Below are 21,459 nucleotides of genomic sequence, written 5' to 3'. Positions count from 1 at the left end.
TTAAAAAGCAATTCGTAATTTTCCGCATTCAAAAATTACATATGAAAACATTCTCAATAGCCATCCATGGAGGAGCTGGGACATTGGTAAAAGGGTTAATGACTCAAGCCTTAGAGACCAAATACAAAAATGCCTTAAAAACCGCCAGAGATGCAGGATTTGCAATTTTGGAAAAAGGAGGTTCAGCTACAGATGCTGTTGAAACTGCTGTAAAATTATTGGAAGATACACCATTATTCAATGCAGGTAAAGGCTCCGTTTTTACGGCAGAAGGCACACACGAAATGGACGCTGCCATAATGGACGGTAAAACCCTGAATGCTGGAGCAGTATCATTGGTAACAGGGATTAAGAATCCAGTATCCTTGGCAAGAGATGTGATGGATAATAGCTACCATGTGTTTTTAGCAGGTGAAGGTGCCATGAAATTTGCTGAAGAGCAAGGTTATGGTATAGAATCACCGGAATACTTTTACGACGAAGTAAGATATAAACAGTGGCAAGGTATTAAAGATAGTGATACGTTTCAGTTAGACCATAGCGTAAAGAAAGACGGAAAATTTGGAACCGTTGGTGCTGTAGCCTGTGACCAAAATGGAAATATTGCTGCTGCAACTTCAACAGGTGGTATGACCAATAAAAAATGGGGACGTGTTGGTGATTCACCCATGATTGGTGTGGGTAATTATGCCAATAACAAAACCTGTGCAGTGAGTTGTACTGGTAGTGGTGAGTTTTTTATTAGAGGAGTAGTGGCTTACGATGTTTCGTGCTTAATGGAACATAAAGGAATGAGTTTGGAAGAGGCTTCAGAAGAAGTGATTAATAAACGTATCCTCGAAATTAATGGTGACGGAGGACTAATTGCCGTAGATGCCAAAGGGAATATCGCTATGCCTTTTAATACAGAGGGAATGTACAGAGCTTGTAAATCTTCGGATGGAAAAGAAGAGATTTCAATCTATAAATAGTGGAAGTAAAACATCTTGGAAATAAGTGTTTTAAAGTTAAATAAAAGGAGCCTCAATCGGTAATATTTCAATCTTTTGATTCTTAATATTGAAACGGTCACCGTTGGATAAAATATGGGTTTTCATATTTGTAAGTGACATTGGAGTCCCTTCTTGCAAAACGCTATGGTTGTTGTGTTTTATTTTTCTACCGTCAAAAACAATCACCATTCCAGAGCCGATAACTTCAAAACGATTATTCTTAATGATCAAACCTGTGTCTTCTGCTAAACCAAGTCCAATAAGCTTCGGAAATTGCGCCACAGCTTCAGAAATACGACCAAATCGTCCTCTTCTTATAAAATGTGTATCTATAATGAGTTCTGGTATTAAGCCTAAGCCCTTGTACATTTTAACTGCACCTTTAACAAAAGACTCCGCAGCACTTCCTCCGGCTACCATTTCTTTAGCCATTGCCATTGCACCAGCACTTGTACCAGCAATCACAAATCCTTTTTCGTTTTTGTAACGATCCAATAAAATTTCATGAATAGTTGAGCCACCAATTTTATTAGCTATTTTAGACTGGTCACCTCCAGAAAACATAACGCAGTCAGCATTTTTTATGAGAGCAATAGCGTTTTTGATTTCAGAATCTTCTTTAGACCTAATATCCAATACATCTATATTCTTACAACCTAGCGTAGAAAAGGCTGTTAGATAATTTTCCCCAACTTCAACAGGAATACTAGATGCTGTAGGTATAACGACAATATTAGCATCAATTCCACCAGCTTCTCTTACCACATGATACAAGATTCCTTCATCAATAAAGTCTAGAGTGTACATTTCATCATCTTCAATACCTTTATCTTCATTTCCGCCAATAGGTATTAATGTCCCCTTATTCTTCTGCATAGTTTTTATCTAAAAATATTGAGCAAAAATAAGTCAAATTTTCTATTGGAATGTCTTATATTTATAATCTTTCACTCTTAAAAACTAACAAAACCAACTATAAATGGAGATAAGAAGTATTAATGCCATGCGAGGACCAAACTATTGGTCTGTAAGACGACATAAGCTAATTGTAATGGTTCTGGATTTGGGCGCTATGGAAGATTATCCATCTAACAAGGTGCCTGGTTTTTATGAGCGACTTACGGAAATGTTTCCAAGCATGCACTCCCATCGTTGTTCGGTTGGTGAGCCAGGTGGTTTTTTTCAGCGTGTAAAAGAAGGCACGTGGATGGGCCATATCATTGAACATATCGCTCTCGAAATTCAGACCCTTGCAGGTATGGATACAGGCTTTGGCCGTACAAGAGGTTATGGCGAAAAAGGGGTTTATAATGTCGTATTCTCCTATATTGAAGAAAGCGTCGGTCGATATGCCGCAAAAGTTTCTGTGGATATCTGTGAAGCCTTGATTAAAGGTGAGGATTACGATATGGAGGACGATATTCAGCATATGCGTGAGCTAAGGGAAAAAGAGCGTCTTGGACCAAGTACGGGCTCTATAGTTGAGGAAGCTGAATCTAGAGGTATTCCTTGGATTAGGCTTAATAAATATTCACTTTGCCAATTGGGTTATGGTGCCAACCAAAAGCGAATTCAGGCAACGGTTACCAGCGAAACGAGTAGTATCGGTGTAGAATTGGCGTGTGATAAAGAGGATACGAAATACCTATTGGAGCAGGCAGAGGTCGAAGTACCTAAAGGAGATATCATCCGTCGCGAACGCAGTTTAGAGGAAGCATGTCGTTATGTGGGTTACCCTTTGGTTATAAAACCCATTGATGGTAATCATGGTCGTGGTATTACGGTTAATATTAATAATTACGATGAGGCGCTCGAAGCGTTTAGACAAGCAAAAGAAAGTTCGCGTAGCGGAGCCATTATAGTTGAGAAGTTTATCACTGGTGATGATTATAGATTACTTGTTATAAATAATAAATTGGTTGCAGGTGCTATCCGTACTCCAGCTCATGTGGTTGGAAACGGAAAATCAACTGTACAGGAGTTAATCGATGAAGTCAATAGAGATCCGCGACGTGGTTACGGACATGAGAATGTACTCACACAAATTACGGTTAACGACCTTACCAAAACTATTATTAAGGATGCAGGCTATACCTTAGATTCTGTTTTAGCAGATGGTGAACGACTGATTCTAAAGGATACGGCCAATTTAAGTACTGGAGGTACTGCTGAAGATATTACAGATATTATCCATCCTGCGAATGTGAGCATGGCAGAGCGTATTTCAAAAATCATTGATTTAGATATTTGTGGCATAGATATTATGACTACGGATATTACCAAGCCATTATCAGAAACGGGTGGTGCAGTGTTGGAGGTGAATGCTGGCCCAGGGTTTAGAATGCATTTGGCACCAACAACAGGTTTACCTCGTAATGTAGCTGCTCCAGTTATAGATAAATTATTTCCAACGCAAGGCGATACTGGTCGTATCCCAATAATAGCAATTACAGGCACTAATGGTAAAACCACCACATCGCGATTAATTGCTCATATAGCTAAAATGAAAGGCTATCGTGTAGGTTATACGACGAGTGATGGTGTATATATTCAGAATAGACTTTTAATGACAGGTGATTGTACAGGTCCTGCTAGTGCAGAATTTGTTTTAAAGGATCCAACGGTCAACTTTGCGGTGTTGGAATGTGCTAGAGGTGGGCTGTTAAGAGCTGGTCTTGGTTTTAAAAAGTGTGATGTTGGTATTGTAACAAACGTTGCTGCAGATCATTTAGGACTAAAAGGGATTCATACCGTTGAGCAATTAGCCAAAGTTAAAGGGGTCATTCCTGAAACCGTTTTACCAGATGGTTATGCCATTTTAAACGCTGATGATGATTTGGTGTACGATATGAGACGAAGTGTTGAGTGTAATGTAGCATTATTCTCAATGGATGAAAATAACCCAAGAATAAAAGCGCTACAACGCCTTAATGGGATTACTGCAGTCTATGAAAACGGTTATGTAACTATTTGTAGAGGAGAGTGGAAAATGCGCATCATGAGAGCGGATAACATTCCGTTAACTTATGGTGGGAAGGCGAAATTCATGATTCAGAATGTGTTAGCTGGTATTTTAGCAGCACATGTACAGGGTATCAGTATTGAAGATATGAAAGCAGGATTGGAAACTTTTATACCATCTGCTTCACAAACACCCGGACGATTAAATTTATTCAAGTTTAACGATTTTAGTATCCTGTTGGATTACGCACATAATGCAGCAGGAATGCGAGCATTGCAGAAATTTACTGATGAGTTAGAAGCAACCGTTAAAGTTGGTATCATTGCCGGAATTGGCGACAGACGTGTTGAAGATAACAACGAAATGGGATCTATTGCTGCCGAAATGTTTGATGAAATCATCATTCGTCAGGATAAACGTTTACGCGGTAAAACAGAAGAAGAGTTGATTAAGATGTTGAATGATGGTATAAAGATGAAGGATCCAAATAAGAAGACCACAGTAATTCCTTCAGAAAGTGAGGCCATAAAGTATGCGGTTAAAAATGCTGTAAAAGGATCTTTGATTATATTATGTAGTGATGTAATACCAGATGCATTAGATTTGGTTAAAGAACTGAAGGAGAAAGAAACCAAAGGCGAACTGCATTTAGTGGATTAATACAATTAAAAAAGCCGAAACTTTTGTTTCGGCTTTTTCGTTAGTTAATAGCATATTAATTAGCAAAGCTTAACAGTCTTAACTTTAATTTGAAGACTTTTTCTGTAAGCTTTAATACTTATGATCTCGTTACTTTTTTTATGATTAATTCTAATCACTTTAGCCTTAATCTTAGCAGAAAGTGTAGCTTTCTTAGCTTCAGGCTTTTCAGCTTTAACAGTCTCAACAAGTTCAGTATCCATATTGCTAACAACATCTTGCTGAGCATATCCTGCTAGAGATAATGTTAAGAATAATAATATGACTAAACTTTTTTTCATGAGTGTTAAATTGTTTTGTTTTAACTTCGGTTCAAAGAAACGTTAGATATTTATTGTGCACGAAATTTTTGGACGAAACAAGGCGATAATTAGATAACTGACATTTGTTAGTCAAAAACATCGACGAAATGCACAAAGTGAGCTTGTATCCCTTTAAAACTGTTGATTTTCAAGATGAAAAACCTTATGTTTTAGATGAAATACAGTGCCATACACGATATATCGATGAAATGCACAATTGCAAATCACTTTGACGGTAAACAACGAAAATGAAAGATTACAAAGACAATCCATATTTTAAATTGTTCTCAGCGCAAAAGAACAATCAATACAAAATAGCACAAAGCACTATTAAAGAGAGAAAAAGGAAACTCAATGCTTTACAACACGCTATTGAGGTAACCTATAGAGAACAAATCAAAAAGGCTTTATATAAAGATTTAAAACGACCTGTTGTAGAATCAGACTTAGTAGCTGTCTATCTTATCATAAAAGAAATTAAACATGCTAAGTCTAATATGCATCGTTGGTTAAAGAAACAAAAGGTGAAAACAGATATTGTACTATTTGGTACAAAGTCTTGGGTTAAGTACGAACCCAAGGGTGTTTGCCTAATTATGTCTCCTTGGAATTACCCTATAAATCTAACCTTATCACCTCTTGTCGCGGCAATTGCTGCTGGAAATACTGTAATTATAAAGCCTTCTGAAATTTCATCGCATTGTTCTGAGCTAATGGCAACTATAGTAAAGGACTTATTTAATGAAGATGAGGTTGCATTAGTACAAGGAGATGTTGAGACAGCTCAAAATTTATTAAAACTTCCCTTTAATCATATCTTTTTTACAGGTTCAATACCTGTTGGAAAAATAGTAATGAAAGCTGTCGCAAAGCATTTAACTTCTGTAACTCTAGAACTTGGAGGAAAATCACCTGTGATAATAGATAATAATGTTGATATAAAATTAGCAGCAAAAACGGTAGCTTGGTTAAAACACTTTAACTGTGGACAAACTTGTATAGCACCAGACTATGTATTTGTACAAGAGAAGATTTTAAATTCCTTTATAACCCATTATAAGCAATATCTAAACGAATTTTATGGTTCAGATACTTCAAAATCTAATAGTTATGGTAGAATCATTAGTAGTAAAAATTTCAATAGGCTTAAGTCTTATCTAGAAGATGCTAAAACACACAGAGCTGAATTTATAGTAGAAGGAGAGATTAATGAAGAAGACCTATTTATTGGTCCTACAGTAATATCAAATTTAAAACAAGAGTCTCTTTTAATGAACGAAGAAATTTTTGGTCCAATCTTGCCTATCAAAACCTATAAAGAGAAAGAAGAGGTTGTAGTGTATCTAAAAGATAAGGATAAACCACTAGCGCTATACGTATACTCTAAGTCAAAATCTTTTACAAACTATATTATTGATAATACCAGAGCAGGAACAACATGCATTAATGCTAATGGAATTCAATTTTCTAATCATCATTTACCGTTTGGAGGTAGTAACAGTAGTGGAATAGGTAAAGCTCACGGGTTTTATAGTTTTAAAGCTTTTTCTAATGAACGTGCTGTGTTAAAACGTTATGCGTCTGGACCAGTTACTTTACTTTTTCCTCCATATACCAATTTTAAAGAGAAATTGGCAAGATTGACGGTTAAGTGGTTTTAAAGCATGAAAAAGCCGCTCCCTACAGCGGCTTTTTCCTTTATCCGACAAAAAATTAACATGGTCGGGCTTCAAAAACATAATTGAAATATCAATTAAGATTTAATTATTAATCGTTTATTCATCTGCTGAAGCAGATACAGTAGTAGTATTAGCATGATCGATATATTTTTCTATAGCCGTAAGTCTGGCCTCAAGTTGTTTCATTTTACTAAGTTTTTCTTTAAGTTCCGCATTCTCTTTTTCTAAAGAAATTACTTTCTCATTAAGTTCCTTAATACCAGCTGTCAAAATTGGTGTTAGTCTGCTGTAGTCTACCATCATAGGATCTTTAGTAACATCAGAATCTGGTGTGCCAGTTACAGCCTGGGGATAAATTGTTTGAAGCTCTTGTGCAATAAAGCCATATTCTTGGTTGCCTAAATTTTCTTTAAATTCATAAAGTCTTGGTTTCATATCGCCAATAATATCAAGCGCATTACTTACATCTGTAATATTGGTTTTTAGGCGTCTGTCTGATGTTGTATTGTAGTTGATACCACCAGCACCATTGCCATTAATACGACCCCTAAAAGCACCTCCATTATTTAAAAAACCAATATATGTATTGGCAGTAGAAGGGTTGGTTCTATTAATTTGAATTCTTAAACCATCGGCATCAGCACCAGTATTGGTGTTGTATATTTGCGCAACATAATCTGCACTGAGATTATCTCTTACATCTAATCTGTAGGATGGTACTGCTGTCATTCCAATTCCAATATCATCGGCAAAAGTATTACTCGTGCCACCAAAACCCCAACTAAAACGAGTACCATCATACCAAAGTGCTTCGTCACCTTGAACTCTTAGAGCAGCTCCAGTACCTTGATCTTCCATTAAATTTGCTACACCGTTTACAGAAAACCGATAATCTGGAGTACCAGTTCCAATGCCAACACGATTATTTCCTGCATCTACTCTGAAGATATTTAACCAAGTATCTGACTCTATTCTAAAATCACGATCTAAGCCTTGTTCATTAAAAACAAATTGGGTGTTGGTATCTAGGTCTACAGAAATTGACCCATTTTCTCTTAAAATAAACCTTGCATCGTTGCCATCATCTAACATTTGTGCTAAAACAGTACCGCCTGTATTTTCATCTCTCCAGTACTGATTACCTCCCATTACAGAATCCCCGTTATCTAACACAGTAAATTTACCAGTACCTGCATCTTGTATAATAAAATCCCCTGTTCCGTTTAAGTTAAAACGTGTGTCAAAGTTTCCATATGTAATTGTAGTATCTCCAGTAAGTGAGCCTCCCCATCTAATATCATTTCCAACTTCAGTTAAGGCGTTACTTGCCGAAGTAACATCAGTATTGTTAGACCAAGAGATAACACCAGCTCCATTCGTTGTCATCACTTGTCCATTAGAGCCGTCAGTTGTAGGTAAGTTATAACCATTAGTGGAGTTTGTTCCCACATAAATTCGACCTAAAAAATAACCTGCCCAACCATTTGCAGTTGAAACACTATTATAAGTACCATAATGTGTGCCGCCAGCAGAGGAACTTATAAGGTTGTAAGTTCCATATTTGTTCCCTGTGCCTGTTGCAGTACCAGAATACTCATTACGCACACCATAATAAGCGCCATTTGCTGCAGTAGTAAAGTCAGTCCAAACACCATTCATGCCATTACCACCAGGTGTTCCGTTGGTGAATCGGTTACGTACTCCTACTATATCTCCAGGAGTAGAATAGGCACGTTCAAATTCATTATAGACACCGTACAAATTTGCAGCTGAAGCACCACGCATACCATTATAAACCCCATAGTGATTACTAGTACCAGAATTATCCAAATTATTGAATGTACCAAACTGAAATGAGGGAGAATCACCGCTAATAAAGTTTCTTGTTCCATATTGACTACCAGTGGCAGTAGATGTAACTCTATTAAAAATCCCATATTTTTGACCACTTCCAGTTCCTTCTATATCTGTAAAAATCCCATGACTTCTACCTGTGCCATTACCTGTTTTTTGAACAAAAATGGCGCTTGTTTCGTTTGCTGAATTATCTACTTTATCAATGTTGAAACCGTATAAAATAGAGTTTGTCGTACTTTGAATATCTAATGGATAGTTTGCAGTATTTTTACCTATAGCCACATTACCAAGCGTATAAATATCATCATTAATATTATTGGGTTTTGTTGTGGTCGATGCTTCGTACCAGTCGATTTCATCTGCAATTAGCGTTGAGGGATCTACAAAACCTATATTGCCACTACCATTAGTTGCTAAGACTTGATTGGCTGACCCATCATTTGAAGGGAAGGAATAGCCCGTAGTTGAAGGGTTATTAACTTGTAACTCACCATTAACACGAATAATGTCATTGTCAAACTCACCATAAATGAGAGAATTTCCAATATTAGAAAGGTAATCAGAATAATTTATGTAATTATCTATAAACAATTTATTGCTTCCCAAATCATTATATGCTACAAAATTTCCTATAGCAATGTTGTTATTCCCAGAAGAATTGCTTTGAAGTGATCCGTTTCCGATCCCTATATTTCTGCTTCCTGTGGTGTTTGACTCCAAAGTTTGGAATCCTATGGCCAAATTGTCAATACCTGTTGTGTTTTCCTTTAAGGTTTCTTGACCTACAGCTGTACATCGTAAACAATCTGACGCATTTTCTAAGGCTTGATTACCTACTGCGGTGACAGGAGAATTGCCTGTAAAATTAGCGAGGGTATTGTTTCCAATTGCCACAATAGAAGCAAAAGTGTTGTATGAGGAAAGTGCATTGTATCCTATAGCTACTGATCTATTGCCAACTTGAGAATTAAGCATTGCATTTCTACCAATAGCAACATTGTTGTCACCTCGTGCATTTCTTTCTAATGCACTTGCTCCTATGGCAACATTTCCTTCAGCTGCTTGTGAGTTATCAAAAAAACCTCCCATAGCGGTATGTCCTATCGCAGTATTATAGGATGAATTTGAATTGTTAACACCTCTTAGAGCAAAATAACCTATAGCCGTGTTTTGGCTGGCAGTATTAGACTCATAAGCTCTGTAACCTATGGCTGTATTTTCTTCTCCGGTTACGTTGCTATTGCTAGCTAAATAACCAATACCTATATTCTTGTTGTCACTACTGTTATCATTAAGACCAGCATTAAAACCTAAAAATATCGAAGATCCATTTTGAGAACCATCGTCATCTGACTTTCCATCTGTTAATTCATTAATCTTTTTTGCACCAGATAAAAATACCCAGCTAGAGATGGATTGGTCCCAATAATAAAATCCTTTACCCGATAAACCAGATCCTGTATAGAACACAAGCATACCATCTCTAGCTGCACCAGGTGCAGGAGGCATGGAGCTCACGCGAGGAATTAAAATACCATCACTACTTGTGGGAGTCGCAGAGTTGCTCGCTTCAATGTCTAAAGCAGCTTGCGGATTGGTTGTGCCCACACCAACTTGTGCAAATAGATTATGCCCAATTAAAAAAATGAGGATGACAATAATGCCCAACACAAAATTTTTAATGGGATGTTTACTTAATATATTTTTGTTCTCGTTTGGGTTAGTTGTATTCATAATGTAGAGAATTGAATAATAGCATGGTGTAAAATTCTGACAATTAGCACATTATTTTTTCATACTTATGGGTGATTTTTGTAAAATTTTGGTTTCTTACATTTGTAATCTAAGCTAATAGTCCATGAAGCTCTATTTAAGATACCTTATACTTTGTGTTGCCATTTCCCATTTTAGTTATGCACAAGATGCAGCACCTGATGCCTATCAGGATAGTTTGCAAACTGTAATTAAAACAGCAAAGCAAAACGCGGATAAAAAAGAAGCTCATTTTCTTTTAGGTGAATATTTGGTGCAGCGCGATCCTGATTTAGCGGAACGAATGGCAAACACCTTAAAAAACGAAATTATTGATGCTAATGACAGTTTTGAAGTAAGACGTACCAACTACATTTTTGCCGCAAGCCATAGGTGGCAAGGAGATTACAAAACGGCTTTAGAGTATTATGATGGCATCTACAACTATTCCAAAGAACAAAATGATTCTATCGACATTGCAAAAAGTGCTCATTTTATTGGTACCATAAGTATGTTTTTAGGTAACAATGTAGAATCTCAAAACAAACTTTTAGAAGCAGCTAAAATCTACGATAAAATAGGAAGTGCCAAGCAACAAGCGCGTATCAATAAATCATTGGCGAGCTTTTATCTCAATGTAGGTCAGCTAGAAAAAGGGAAGGAACAATACCTTAAAGCGCTTACTCAATTTGAAAAGCTTAATGATAGCACGGGTTTGGCAAGTGTTAATGCCAATCTTGGTATGGTCTATACAGATTTGGGTGACTACGAAAAGGCAGAATACCATTTAATGAAGCAAAAAGAATATAACGTAGTTTTTCCAACGCTTCGCGAAATGGGCTTTCATCATGATTTTTTAGGACTGTTGAGACAAGAACAAGGCAGATTGGATGAAGCCTATGATGAACACCTCAAGGCGTTGCGCATTCGAGAGAACTTAAGTAGTACCTATAACCTATGTGAATCTAAAATCCATATGGGTGAAATACTCATAAAGCTTAACCGCTATAACGAGGCCATTTCGCATTTAGAAGATGTCTTCTCATTTGAGGAACATGAGTCGCTCAACCAAGAACAAAGAGCTTACGATCTGCTTGCGGAAGCCTATGAAAAGAAAGGAGACTATAAAAGTGCCCTTAGCAACTTTAAGGAGTACACAGCAATGAACGACTCTATTTATACTAAGGAATCTATTGAGATAATTGCTGAAAAGGATGCGCGATACAACCAGCAGAAAAAAGATGCTGAAATTGCCATTTTAAATAAGGAAAAAGAACTTTCTGAAACCAAACTTTCCAGATCAAGAGCCATTGTAATTATGTCTTTAATTGGCTTGGTATTATTGGGCATTGCGGCAATAGCCTTATTAAAGTTGAATAAAAAAATAAAAAAGAAAAATCAAACCATTACCAAGGCGCTTGAGGATAGAGAGTTGTTACTGCACGAAACCCACCATCGTGTTAAGAATAACTTACAGATGATTTCGAGCTTACTTAATCTACAATCTAAATATGTGAATGACAAAGATGTTTATGAAGTGCTTCAAAAAGGAAGAAACAGAGTACAATCTATGGCATTGTTACACAAAAACCTTTATGTTGGAGAAGATTTGACGAAAGTTGATATTCAGGAATATTTTGAAGGTCTCGTGAACAGTATTCTCACTTCATACAACAAATCCGAAGAAGATATTTCACTAAATATTGAAGCCCATAATCTTAAGATGGATGTAGAATCCGTCATTCCGATTGGTCTTATCGTTAATGAGCTGGTCACCAATTCATTGAAGCACGCTTTCCCAAAAGATTGGACGAGCAAACCAAGTATTGATGTGGAAATGGAAGAAAACAGGACCGATTATACCCTAAAGATTAAGGACAATGGTGTAGGGATGGATGATTTGGTTGAGAAAAGTGGTAAGGAAACTTCTTTTGGTCAGCGTTTAGTAAGATCGCTGTCACAAAAATTAAAAGCCACAATCAATATGACGAATCATAACGGAACTGAGGTGTCTATTGTAATGCCAAAATAAATTTAATTCAACAAAGAATGCACTTTAGCCACGGTTTCTGAGCGTGTGTGTGTATCCATCTTTTCAAAGATGTTCTTAATATGTGTTTTGATGGTGTTGATGCTAACAAATTGGCTATCGGCTAACTGTTGGTTGGTTTTGCCTTCAAACAAACCTTTTAGAATCTCAAATTCTTTTTCAGTTAATGGTGTCGGTACTTTGGCATTGATGGCATCTTTTGTCAAAGTTACAGGAAGCACAAATTTCGAAAAATTATAAAGTGCCACCTCAATAGTAGAGTAAAGCTCTTTTTCATTAAAAGGCTTTACTATATAACCCATTGGCATGGTTGGCTTGGCACGCTCAATGATTTCTTTACCTGAATATGAAGTAATATAAAGAAAGGGTAATTTACGGGTTTTGTTGATGTGCTCTGCAACTTCAAAACCCTCGTAATGACCTTCTAAATTTATATCCAATAAAACAAGATCGGGTTTATCTGTGTCAATAGCGGTTATCGCATCTTCTTTAGAATAGGCGACACCAATAGCTTCATAATTTACGCTGGTAAGCATATCCCTTATGTCCTCAGCAATTATCGGATCATCTTCAACAATAAGAACTCGGATTGCAGACATTGTATGTTATAGGGTATTTTAAGATTTAGCTTTAACGAAATTGCAATCTAAACAATCAGTGATAAGTTTTTGAAAAGATTGGATGAATGTAGATTTTAAAGGACTAAAAGAAGGAATTATTAGTTCTTATTGTAAAAATCGGACTGAATTTGTTCATTAACGCCATCTTGAAACTTAGTCATGCTAAAATACTGATGAATGGAATAATGACCAGTTTCTCCTCGCTTGTTAACCGCAATATACCCAACTTGAAAGTCTTTGTAATTACTATTAGGTTTATTGACAATTCTGCCAATGGCTTCCTCACAGGCTTCTTGAGGCGACTTGCCTTGTCGCATCAGTTCTACCACTAAAAAGCTGCCAACTGTTTTAACCACTTCTTCACCTAAACCTGTTGCCACACAAGCACCAATTTCATTATCCACAAACAATCCAGAACCAATAATAGGCGAGTCACCAACACGGCCTCCCATTTTGTAAGCTAAGCCACTGGTGGTACATGCGCCAGAAATATCTCCATTTTTATCAATGGCAAGCATACCAATAGTATCATGGTTTTCAATGTTGATAATAGGTTTGTATTTGGCTTCTACTTTCCATTTTTCCCAAGCTTCTTTTGAAGCTTCTGTCAACAAATTTTCTTCCTTAAAGCCGTTTGAAAGTGCAAATTGTTTGGCACCTTCACCAGCCAGCATCACATGAGGTGTATCTTCCATAACCTTTCTGGCTACGGAAACCGCATGTGTTATATTTTGAAGATAGACCACTGAGCCACAGTTACCGTGTTTATCCATAATGCAAGCATCTAGAGTAACATTTCCATCTCTGTCAGGTAAACCACCTTTGCCAACCGACTGTCCTTTTTCATTGGCTTCCTCAACTCTACAACCTTGTTCAACGGCATCGAGTGCATTGCCTCCAGCTTGCAAGACTGCCATGGCCTTGGCGGTAGCTTCTTCTACGTGCCAAGTAGCGATGACCAATGGTAAACTTGCTTTTATGCTTGTAGCTGTAGTAGATTTAATCTTTTTGGATTCGTTATCAACACAACTCGCTAGAGTTGATCCAACTGCTAATCCTGCTCCGGATAATGCCGTATTTTTTATAAATTTTCTTCGTTTCATTTCATCCTGAATTTATTTCAGGATCTTTAAAATTTTAACCCTGAAGTTAATCGAATTTAATATTCCACACCTTGCTTATCCAATACCGTTTTCGTCCTAAATGCGTAAAACAACAAATAAATAAAACAGCCTACAGCAATCCAATACGATGATTGAATCGTAAACACATCAGCCAATTTCCCTTGTACAGGCGGAATGATAGCTCCACCGAGAATCATCATAATTAAAAACGCCGAACCTTGAGACGTATATTTTCCGAGTCCTGCAATACTCAAGGTAAAGATACAAGGCCACATAATTGAACAGAACAATCCACCAGATAGGAAAGCGAAGAGTGCCACATTTCCAGATGAAAATAAACCAATTAGCATAGCAATAATACCTAATAAACTGAATACTTTGAGTGTTTGTACGGGATTGTCTTTTGCGATAAAGAATCCAGCAATCTGTACCGCAATACAGATAGCGAAGAATAGAATTTCTTTACTTGAGAATTCGTTGCCAGCAATGTAATTTACAGCGAGGATAACTCCAAATGCAACATACGGGACAAGGATTAATAATACTTTTTTAAGGCCTTTACTCGGATTAAAAACCGTTATGGCGCCAACCCAACGACCAATCATCAATCCGCCCCAATACATAGAAATGTAAATGCCAAGTTGCGAATCGTTCAGTACAGGTAAGCCCAATAAGTTTGAACCTGTTCCATCAACATCTTGTTTTAAAAGTTCGCCCAAATTACTGCCAATGGTTACTTCTACACCAACGTACATAAAAATTGCGAGCATGCCCAATACCAATTGCGGATATTTCATGGCTCCCCAACCCGTGGCGTTTTTCTTGGCACTACTATTGGCTATAAAAACTGCCGCTATAACAGCAAAGAGTGCAACAAACAAAACAATCAATCTTGTCTCCTCTACGCTCTCGGTCGCTACAGTATCTTCTGCATAGGTGCTAAAGATATAGCCAAAACAACCTACAATGATGAGAGTTAATATGATTAGTAAATTTCGTGCTTTATTGGCAGGTTCAAATACTGTTTCCGATTTTAGGGAAGGCAATTTTTTTGAGAAGTAAAATAGGGCAGCTGCAACCAAAAATAATGCACCTACACCTAAATAAAGGCTTTGTACGGTTACCAATGAAATTTCGTTATTGGCAATCATAGATGCTAATTCATCTGTACTCCAAGATGCGGAACCAAATATCACCAAGCTCACTACAATAGGTCCAATGGTTGTTCCGAATGAGTTGATGCCTCCAGCTAAGTTTAAACGATGCGAACCTGTTTTAGGGTCACCTAAGGCAATGGCGAAAGGATTGGCAGCCGTTTGTTGTAAAGAGAAACCCAATGCTACAATAAAATAGGCTATTAGTACTAAATAAAACACATTGGTTTGGCCTTGCTCAGCACCAGCAGTTGCAGGATACATGACAAAAGCACCAATTGCTGAAAGTAATAAACCATAAATAATCCCATTTTTATAGCCCCAATTATTCATAATATCTTTTTTTATGGAACCTGACATAATGAAAAGCAGTAAAGCACCTATGTAATATGCTCCATAAAATGCAAAATCTACCAATTGCGACTGAAACTGGTCTATATTAAAATACGTCTTACAAAACGGAATAAATACTCCGTTAGAGGCTGCTATAAATCCCCAGAAAAAAAACACCGTCACTAAGGTTGCTAAGGCAGATTTGTTATTTTGATTGCTCATTATTTTTAATTGTTAGTTAGTTTCTAGTTCTTGACCGAATTGAATGCGATAGCCATTATTATCGTAAATGGCGAATTCGCGCATGCCGTATTCAAAGTTTTCTAATGGATAGCTAATATCCACTTTATCCTTTAGAATTTGCCATATCACATCAATATCATCGACGTAAATGTACAAACCACCTGTAAAGACTGTCTTTGGAAATTCATCTTTGTTAAAACGAGAGGATAACATAATTTCAACATCATCTTTTTTTATAAATGCCCAGTGGTTTTCCTCACGACTTACACACTTAAAATCCAAGTAGGACTCATAGAACGCTATGGTCTCATCCATATTTTCAACTTCTAATGTGGGTACTAGTGCGTTAAATGCCATAATTATCTAATCGAAATTTCATCCACAAAAATCCAGCTACGACCATCCATTGGATAACCCAAGTGCCATTGGGGTAATTCGCCTAATTTCTTGGCAATGATTTTTACATATCTATACTCAGTCATTGGTATTTTAAACTCCACCGTTTTAATTTCAAGTTCACTATTTCGTTTTGAGGCATCAATTTTTTGAGTTGTTAGAGCGGTATAATTTTTACCATCTTTTGAAACCAGACATTGTACTTCAGTAGGATAAAATATCCATGCGCCTTGGTCTTGTAGAAAGTTAACACTAACAGTAGAAATTTCTTTTTGAGAACCTAAATCCACAGTCGCCACCAGATCGGTATCATGATAACCTTGCCAACTACCTGTTCTATAATTTTTCGTACTTCTAATGCCATCAATCAGTGCATCATTGCCTCCAGCGGAATATTGATTGGCAAACTCACTTTCTAAAGTAATGCTGAGGTTTGGGTCAATTTTGTAAAAGGGTGTTGTTAAGACCGGACTTTTTAAATCGCCTTTTTCTGAATACAACTTTACTTTTGCATCTTCTGAAATTTTAAATGGTTCTTTATAAATTTTGAACTCCTCATCATTTACAGCGTAGTAGATTTTTGCATCTTGTTCTGAAGTATTTAAAACCACTTCAGTTTCACCTCGAAATGTAATGTCCCCTTTTTCAATATATGGCGATGGTAAGATGAGATGTTCGGTAATTTCCGTTTTTGGCTCTTGGCCTTCTCGGCTTCCCCAAACAGCTGGATTGTCGGTCATTTTAAATTCCAATGTACCACCATTCATAATTTCCTCGTGCATAATGTAGGTTCGGTCTAGCTTTTTCCCATTCAAATATACATATTCAACGTACTTGTTGATGTCGCTCACATTTTTAGCAGTAATGTTGAATTGTTTCCCGTTTTCAAGGTTAATCGTGGCTTTGTCAAAAAGTGGTGTCCCGATAATGTATGTATTACTTCCAGGTGTTACTGAATAAAATCCCATTGAACTCAATACATACCAAGCACTCATTTGCCCGCAATCTTCATTTCCAGAAACTCCATCAGGATCATTTTTATACAATTCAGTTAGAATCTGATGCACTCTTTCTTGAGTTTTATGTGGCTTTTTCACAAAATTATAGAGGTAAGCCATGTGATGACTGGGTTCATTTCCATGTGCGTATTGTCCAATTAAACCTGTGATATCGGACTGGTCTCTACCCGAAGTTTCCGTTTGTGCTGAAAATAATTCATCCAATTGTGCTTCTAGTTGGTCTTTTCCACCAAGCAAATCTATAAATCCTGAGATATCTTGTGGCACGTAAAAACTGTACTGCCACGAGTTGGCTTCCGTATAATTAAAGTTGACCTCGTAAGGGTCAAAAGGTGCAAACCACGTATTTCTAAAACGACCACGCATAAATTTGGTTTCTGGGTCAAACACATTTTTGTAATACTGTGCACGTTGAATATAAGTTTTATAATCTTCAGTTTTGCCCATGTCTTTTGCCATTTGTGCAATTGTCCAATCGTCATAGGCATATTCCAAGGTTTTGGAAACGGATTCACTTTCCTCATCCACAGGTATAAAACCATATGTTTTATAAGCTTCTAACCCAAATTTATCTCGTGTTGCCGAATGTTTCATCGCCTCAAAAGCTTTTTCAACATCATAATCCCGAATGCCTTTTAAATACGCATCTGCAATAACAGGCACAGCATGGTATCCAATCATACAATCCGTATAATTTCCTGCTAAATCCCACATGGGCATTATGCCACCTTCATCATATTTTGCTAAAAACGTATTGATAAAATGGTTGGTTCGTTCTTGTTCAATAATCGTGTAAAGTGGGTGCGCAGCTCTATACGTATCCCAAAGGGAGAATACGGTGTAGTAATCAAAATCGGCATTATGAATTTCTAGGTCCATGCCTCTGTAACGACCATCCACATCCTGATAACGATTTGGTGCGAGCATGGTGTGATAGAGTGCTGTGTAAAAATTGGTTTTCTTGTCTAAATCATTCGACTCGATTACAATTTTTTCAAGTTGGGTTTCCCAATAATCTTGGGCTTCCTTTTTAACAGTTTCAAAATCTTTGTTTCCGATTTCGGCATCTAAATTTTTACGCGCACCTTCAATATCAACAGCAGAAATACCAACTTTAATATAAACAGGTTCATTGTCGGGATTCTTAAATTTTAGTGACGATCGTCTCGCTCCAGGCATTCCAGTTTTTGGAGGCGATTGTAATAGGTCATCAAATGGATGCGATGTTTTTATAGCGAAGAATAAACGTTGGTCTTTTGCCCAAGCTTCAGAGTGTCTGTAACCCACTATCTCAGTATTTGAAATCTTTTCAATTTTAGCATCCAAAACTTTATCACGATGCACCAAATCTAGAATCACAAATTGATTTTCAGCAGATGGAAATTGGTATTTATGTATTCCGCTGCGTAACGATACTGTCAATTCTACATCAATATTTGTCGAATCTAAATGCACTTTGTAATAGCCAGGTTCGGCAGTTTCATTCTCGTGAGAAAAGTGCGCACGATACCCTTTTTTACCATCTGCACCATTGTTAAAATTGGTTTCGTTGGTTGGCATTAAAAGCACATCACCATAATCGCTAATACCCGTTCCGCTTAAATGCGTATGCGAAAAACCGTAAATATAACTGTCCGTATAGTGGTAACCAGAACAGCCGTCCCAACCTTCTAATCGTGTGTCTGGACTAAGTTGCATCATGCCAAAAGGCAGCGTTGCGCCAGGATATGTATGGCCGTGACCACCAGTACCGATGAATGTATTAACATAGTTAATGAGCGGTTGGTCTTTTTCGGCTGATGGAGTTTCTATTGTTTCTTCGCAACTAAAAAAGAGAGCGATGGCAACGAAAGCCGAAATAAGTTTAGGATTCTTCAAAAGATTGCTAATTTTAATGCAACTAATATACTAAAATGCATTTCAAGAAAATTGCCTTCGTTTTACTTTTATCAGTGTTCATTTTCGGTTGTGTTGAAAATGAAGTTGAAACAGCCAAGGCATTGCTAATTCCTGCACCTGTAAATCAAGAATTTAGAGATGGTCAGTTTGTGCTGTCTTCTGAAACCACCATACATTTTGAAGATGAATTTAGTGTTGCTGGAAATTTTCTTTCGGAATTTCTAAAGCCTGGATTGAAAAAAACAAAGGGAGTGGAAAACAGAATTAGTTTTGTAAAGGATTCCACCATTTCAAATCCTGAAGGTTACACGATTGAAGTTAATCCAATTCGTATAGAAATCAGTGCTTCCACTGCTCAGGGCGCATTTTATGCAGTGCAAAGCTTGAGGCAATTATTACCTGCCCAATTTGAAACGGGTAAATTTAAAGGGAAAGACATCGCTATTTCAGCAACTATAATAAGGGATTACCCACAATTTCAATATCGAGGCATGCACTTGGATGTATCTCGCCATATGTTCTCAGTTGATTTTATTAAAAAATATATTGATGCCTTGGCAATATTGAAAATGAACACCTTTCATTGGCATCTCACAGATGACCAAGGCTGGCGAATTGAGATTAAAAAATATCCAAAATTACAGGAAATTTCAGCTTATAGAGACGAAACGCTGATAGGTCATTATAGCGATCAACGACATCAATTTGATGGAAAAAAATACGGCGGATTTTACACCCAAGACGAAATTAAGGATATTGTCGCTTATGCTAAAAAACGTTTTGTAACGGTAATCCCAGAAATTGAAATGCCAGGCCATGCACAAGCTGCTATTGCAGCTTATCCTGAGTTAGGCTGTACAGGTGAGCAAATTGAAGTTGCCACAAAATGGGGCGTTTTTGAGGACATTTATTGTCCGAATGAAAAGACGTTCACTTTTCTGGAAGACGTTTTAGATGAGGTTTTAGAACTATTCCCTAGTACATACATTCATATTGGTGGAGACGAAGCACCAAAAACACGATGGAAAAATTGTGAGCACTGCCAAGCCTTAATTAAAACCGAAGGCCTTAAAGACGAACACGAACTTCAAAGTTATTTCATCACAAAAATGGAAAAATATTTGAATTCTAAAGGCCGACAAATCATCGGTTGGGATGAAATTTTGGAAGGTGGTCTCGCACCAAATGCCACGGTTATGTTTTGGAGAGGAACCAGTGGAGCGGTTGAAGCAGCAAAAGCTGGGCACAATGTCGTCATGACACCAACATCACATTGTTATTTCGATTATTACCAATCTGAAAGCGAGGACGAACCTTTGTCCATTGGTGGTTTTTTACCGTTGGAAAAAGTGTATGGATTTAATCCAATTCCAGAGGAACTCACTGAAGAAGAATCAAAATATGTTTTAGGTGCTCAAGGTAATGTTTGGACAGAATATATGCCAACCGAAGACCAGGTGGAGTATATGGCTTTCCCGCGACTATTAGCAATGAGCGAAGTTGTTTGGTTAAAGCCGGAAAATAAAAACTACGAGGATTTTGTATCGCGATTAGAGACGTTTCACAAGCGATTGGACGCCTTGGGTATCAACTATGCCAACCATTTGTATGAGATTGACGGTAATATGGTTTCAAAAAATGATAATGTTTTTTATGAACTTAAAACCTTAACTGATGGTAAAAACATTCGTTATACTTTGGATGGCAGTGAACCGGATTCAAATTCGAAAATATATAAATCCCAAATCCCGATAACTGAAAGTACGATGCTAAAAGCAGCCGTTTTTAAGGGGAAAAAACAACTCGGAAAAACATTCACTCAAAACATCAATTTTCATAAAGCTGTTGGTGCGAAAATCACTATTGATAAAACACCACATAAAGCTTACACTGGTAGTGGTGCAGAAGGTTTGATTAATGGTATTAGCGGAAGTGATTCGCGTTATGGCGATAAAGAGTGGTTAGGATTTTGGGGCGAGGATATTGAGATTACTATTGATTTGGGTGAGGAAAAAGAAATCAATTCTATTGAAACACGATTTTATAATGGAAATGGTCAGTGGATTTATGCGCCTTTAGAAGTCGAAATCGAAATTGAAGAAGAAATCGAAAAAATTAAGCTTCAAACTAATGATAAGAACATAGTTGAATTCAATCTTAAAAAAGAGCTGAAAGGAAAAACCATAAAATTGAGAATCCCAAACTATGGCACAATCCCAGAAGGAAAACAAGGTGCTGGCAATAAAGCATGGACATTTATTGATGAGATAATTGTGAATTGATAATATAAATTGAAGTGTCATTCCGAGGACGAAGGACGAAGGAATCTCATCATAACGAATTAAGAATTAAAAAATAAATAGATTGCCACGACCTAA

Annotated in this window: 13 protein-coding genes; 5 read left to right on the top strand and 8 right to left on the bottom strand. The window is 37.1% G+C overall.

Annotated elements, in window-relative coordinates:
• Positions 1-41 precede the first annotated feature (41 nt).
• Positions 42-971 (top strand): isoaspartyl peptidase/L-asparaginase family protein, encoded by a 930-nt coding sequence (locus F1003_RS08000; RefSeq protein ID WP_155088749.1) that lies wholly within the window; start codon positions 42-44, stop codon positions 969-971.
• Positions 972-1,007: 36 nt separating this feature from the next.
• On the opposite strand, the gene F1003_RS07995 is transcribed toward F1003_RS08000, so the two are convergent.
• A complete protein-coding gene (locus F1003_RS07995) occupies positions 1,008-1,868 on the bottom strand; it encodes a cyanophycinase (protein WP_155088748.1) in 861 nt (286 codons plus the stop codon).
• 103 nt (positions 1,869-1,971) lie between these two features.
• Between F1003_RS07995 and cphA the strand changes: the two genes are divergently transcribed.
• Positions 1,972-4,614, top strand: coding sequence for a cyanophycin synthetase (cphA, locus tag F1003_RS07990; protein ID WP_155088746.1), 2,643 nt, complete (start codon positions 1,972-1,974; stop codon positions 4,612-4,614).
• Positions 4,615-4,673: 59 nt separating this feature from the next.
• On the opposite strand, the gene F1003_RS07985 is transcribed toward cphA, so the two are convergent.
• Complete coding sequence (locus F1003_RS07985) at positions 4,674-4,934, bottom strand: hypothetical protein (protein ID WP_155088744.1); 261 nt, start codon at positions 4,932-4,934, stop codon at positions 4,674-4,676.
• Between the two features lie 269 nt (positions 4,935-5,203).
• Here F1003_RS07985 and F1003_RS07980 point away from each other — a divergent pair, with 269 nt between their 5' ends.
• Positions 5,204-6,616: an aldehyde dehydrogenase family protein gene (locus F1003_RS07980; protein WP_155088743.1), complete on the top strand. Its 1,413-nt coding sequence runs from the start codon at positions 5,204-5,206 to the stop codon at positions 6,614-6,616.
• A 114-nt stretch (positions 6,617-6,730) separates the two neighbouring features.
• On the opposite strand, the gene F1003_RS07975 is transcribed toward F1003_RS07980, so the two are convergent.
• Positions 6,731-10,225 carry a tail fiber domain-containing protein gene (locus F1003_RS07975; protein ID WP_155088742.1) on the bottom strand — a complete coding sequence of 1,165 codons (3,495 nt, stop codon included), beginning with the start codon at positions 10,223-10,225 and terminating at the stop codon, positions 6,731-6,733.
• A 124-nt stretch (positions 10,226-10,349) separates the two neighbouring features.
• Here F1003_RS07975 and F1003_RS07970 point away from each other — a divergent pair, with 124 nt between their 5' ends.
• Positions 10,350-12,275: a tetratricopeptide repeat-containing sensor histidine kinase gene (locus F1003_RS07970; protein WP_155088740.1), complete on the top strand. Its 1,926-nt coding sequence runs from the start codon at positions 10,350-10,352 to the stop codon at positions 12,273-12,275.
• 2 nt (positions 12,276-12,277) lie between these two features.
• Here the strand turns inward: F1003_RS07970 and F1003_RS07965 are convergent, their stop codons facing one another.
• From F1003_RS07965 to F1003_RS07945, 5 genes are all read right to left on the bottom strand, one after another.
• Positions 12,278-12,892 (bottom strand): response regulator transcription factor, encoded by a 615-nt coding sequence (locus F1003_RS07965; protein WP_155088738.1) that lies wholly within the window; start codon positions 12,890-12,892, stop codon positions 12,278-12,280.
• Positions 12,893-13,011: 119 nt separating this feature from the next.
• Positions 13,012-14,016 (bottom strand): glycosylasparaginase, encoded by a 1,005-nt coding sequence (locus F1003_RS07960; RefSeq protein WP_155088737.1) that lies wholly within the window; start codon positions 14,014-14,016, stop codon positions 13,012-13,014.
• Positions 14,017-14,072: 56 nt separating this feature from the next.
• Positions 14,073-15,746 (bottom strand): MFS transporter, encoded by a 1,674-nt coding sequence (locus F1003_RS07955; protein ID WP_155088735.1) that lies wholly within the window; start codon positions 15,744-15,746, stop codon positions 14,073-14,075.
• A 12-nt stretch (positions 15,747-15,758) separates the two neighbouring features.
• Positions 15,759-16,124, bottom strand: coding sequence for a VOC family protein (locus tag F1003_RS07950; RefSeq protein ID WP_155088733.1), 366 nt, complete (start codon positions 16,122-16,124; stop codon positions 15,759-15,761).
• 2 nt (positions 16,125-16,126) lie between these two features.
• Positions 16,127-19,060 (bottom strand): GH92 family glycosyl hydrolase, encoded by a 2,934-nt coding sequence (locus tag F1003_RS07945; protein ID WP_155088732.1) that lies wholly within the window; start codon positions 19,058-19,060, stop codon positions 16,127-16,129.
• A 35-nt stretch (positions 19,061-19,095) separates the two neighbouring features.
• Here F1003_RS07945 and F1003_RS07940 point away from each other — a divergent pair, with 35 nt between their 5' ends.
• Positions 19,096-21,363, top strand: a complete 2,268-nt coding sequence (locus tag F1003_RS07940; protein WP_155088730.1) for a beta-N-acetylhexosaminidase — start codon at positions 19,096-19,098, stop codon at positions 21,361-21,363.
• The last annotated feature ends 96 nt before the right edge of the window (positions 21,364-21,459 follow it).

The organism is Winogradskyella ouciana (assembly GCF_009709615.1).
Taxonomy (GTDB): Bacteria; Bacteroidota; Bacteroidia; order Flavobacteriales; family Flavobacteriaceae; genus Winogradskyella; species Winogradskyella ouciana.
The sequence above is the reverse complement of the archived record's forward strand: the minus strand, read 5'-3'. Positions and strand labels throughout refer to the sequence as shown.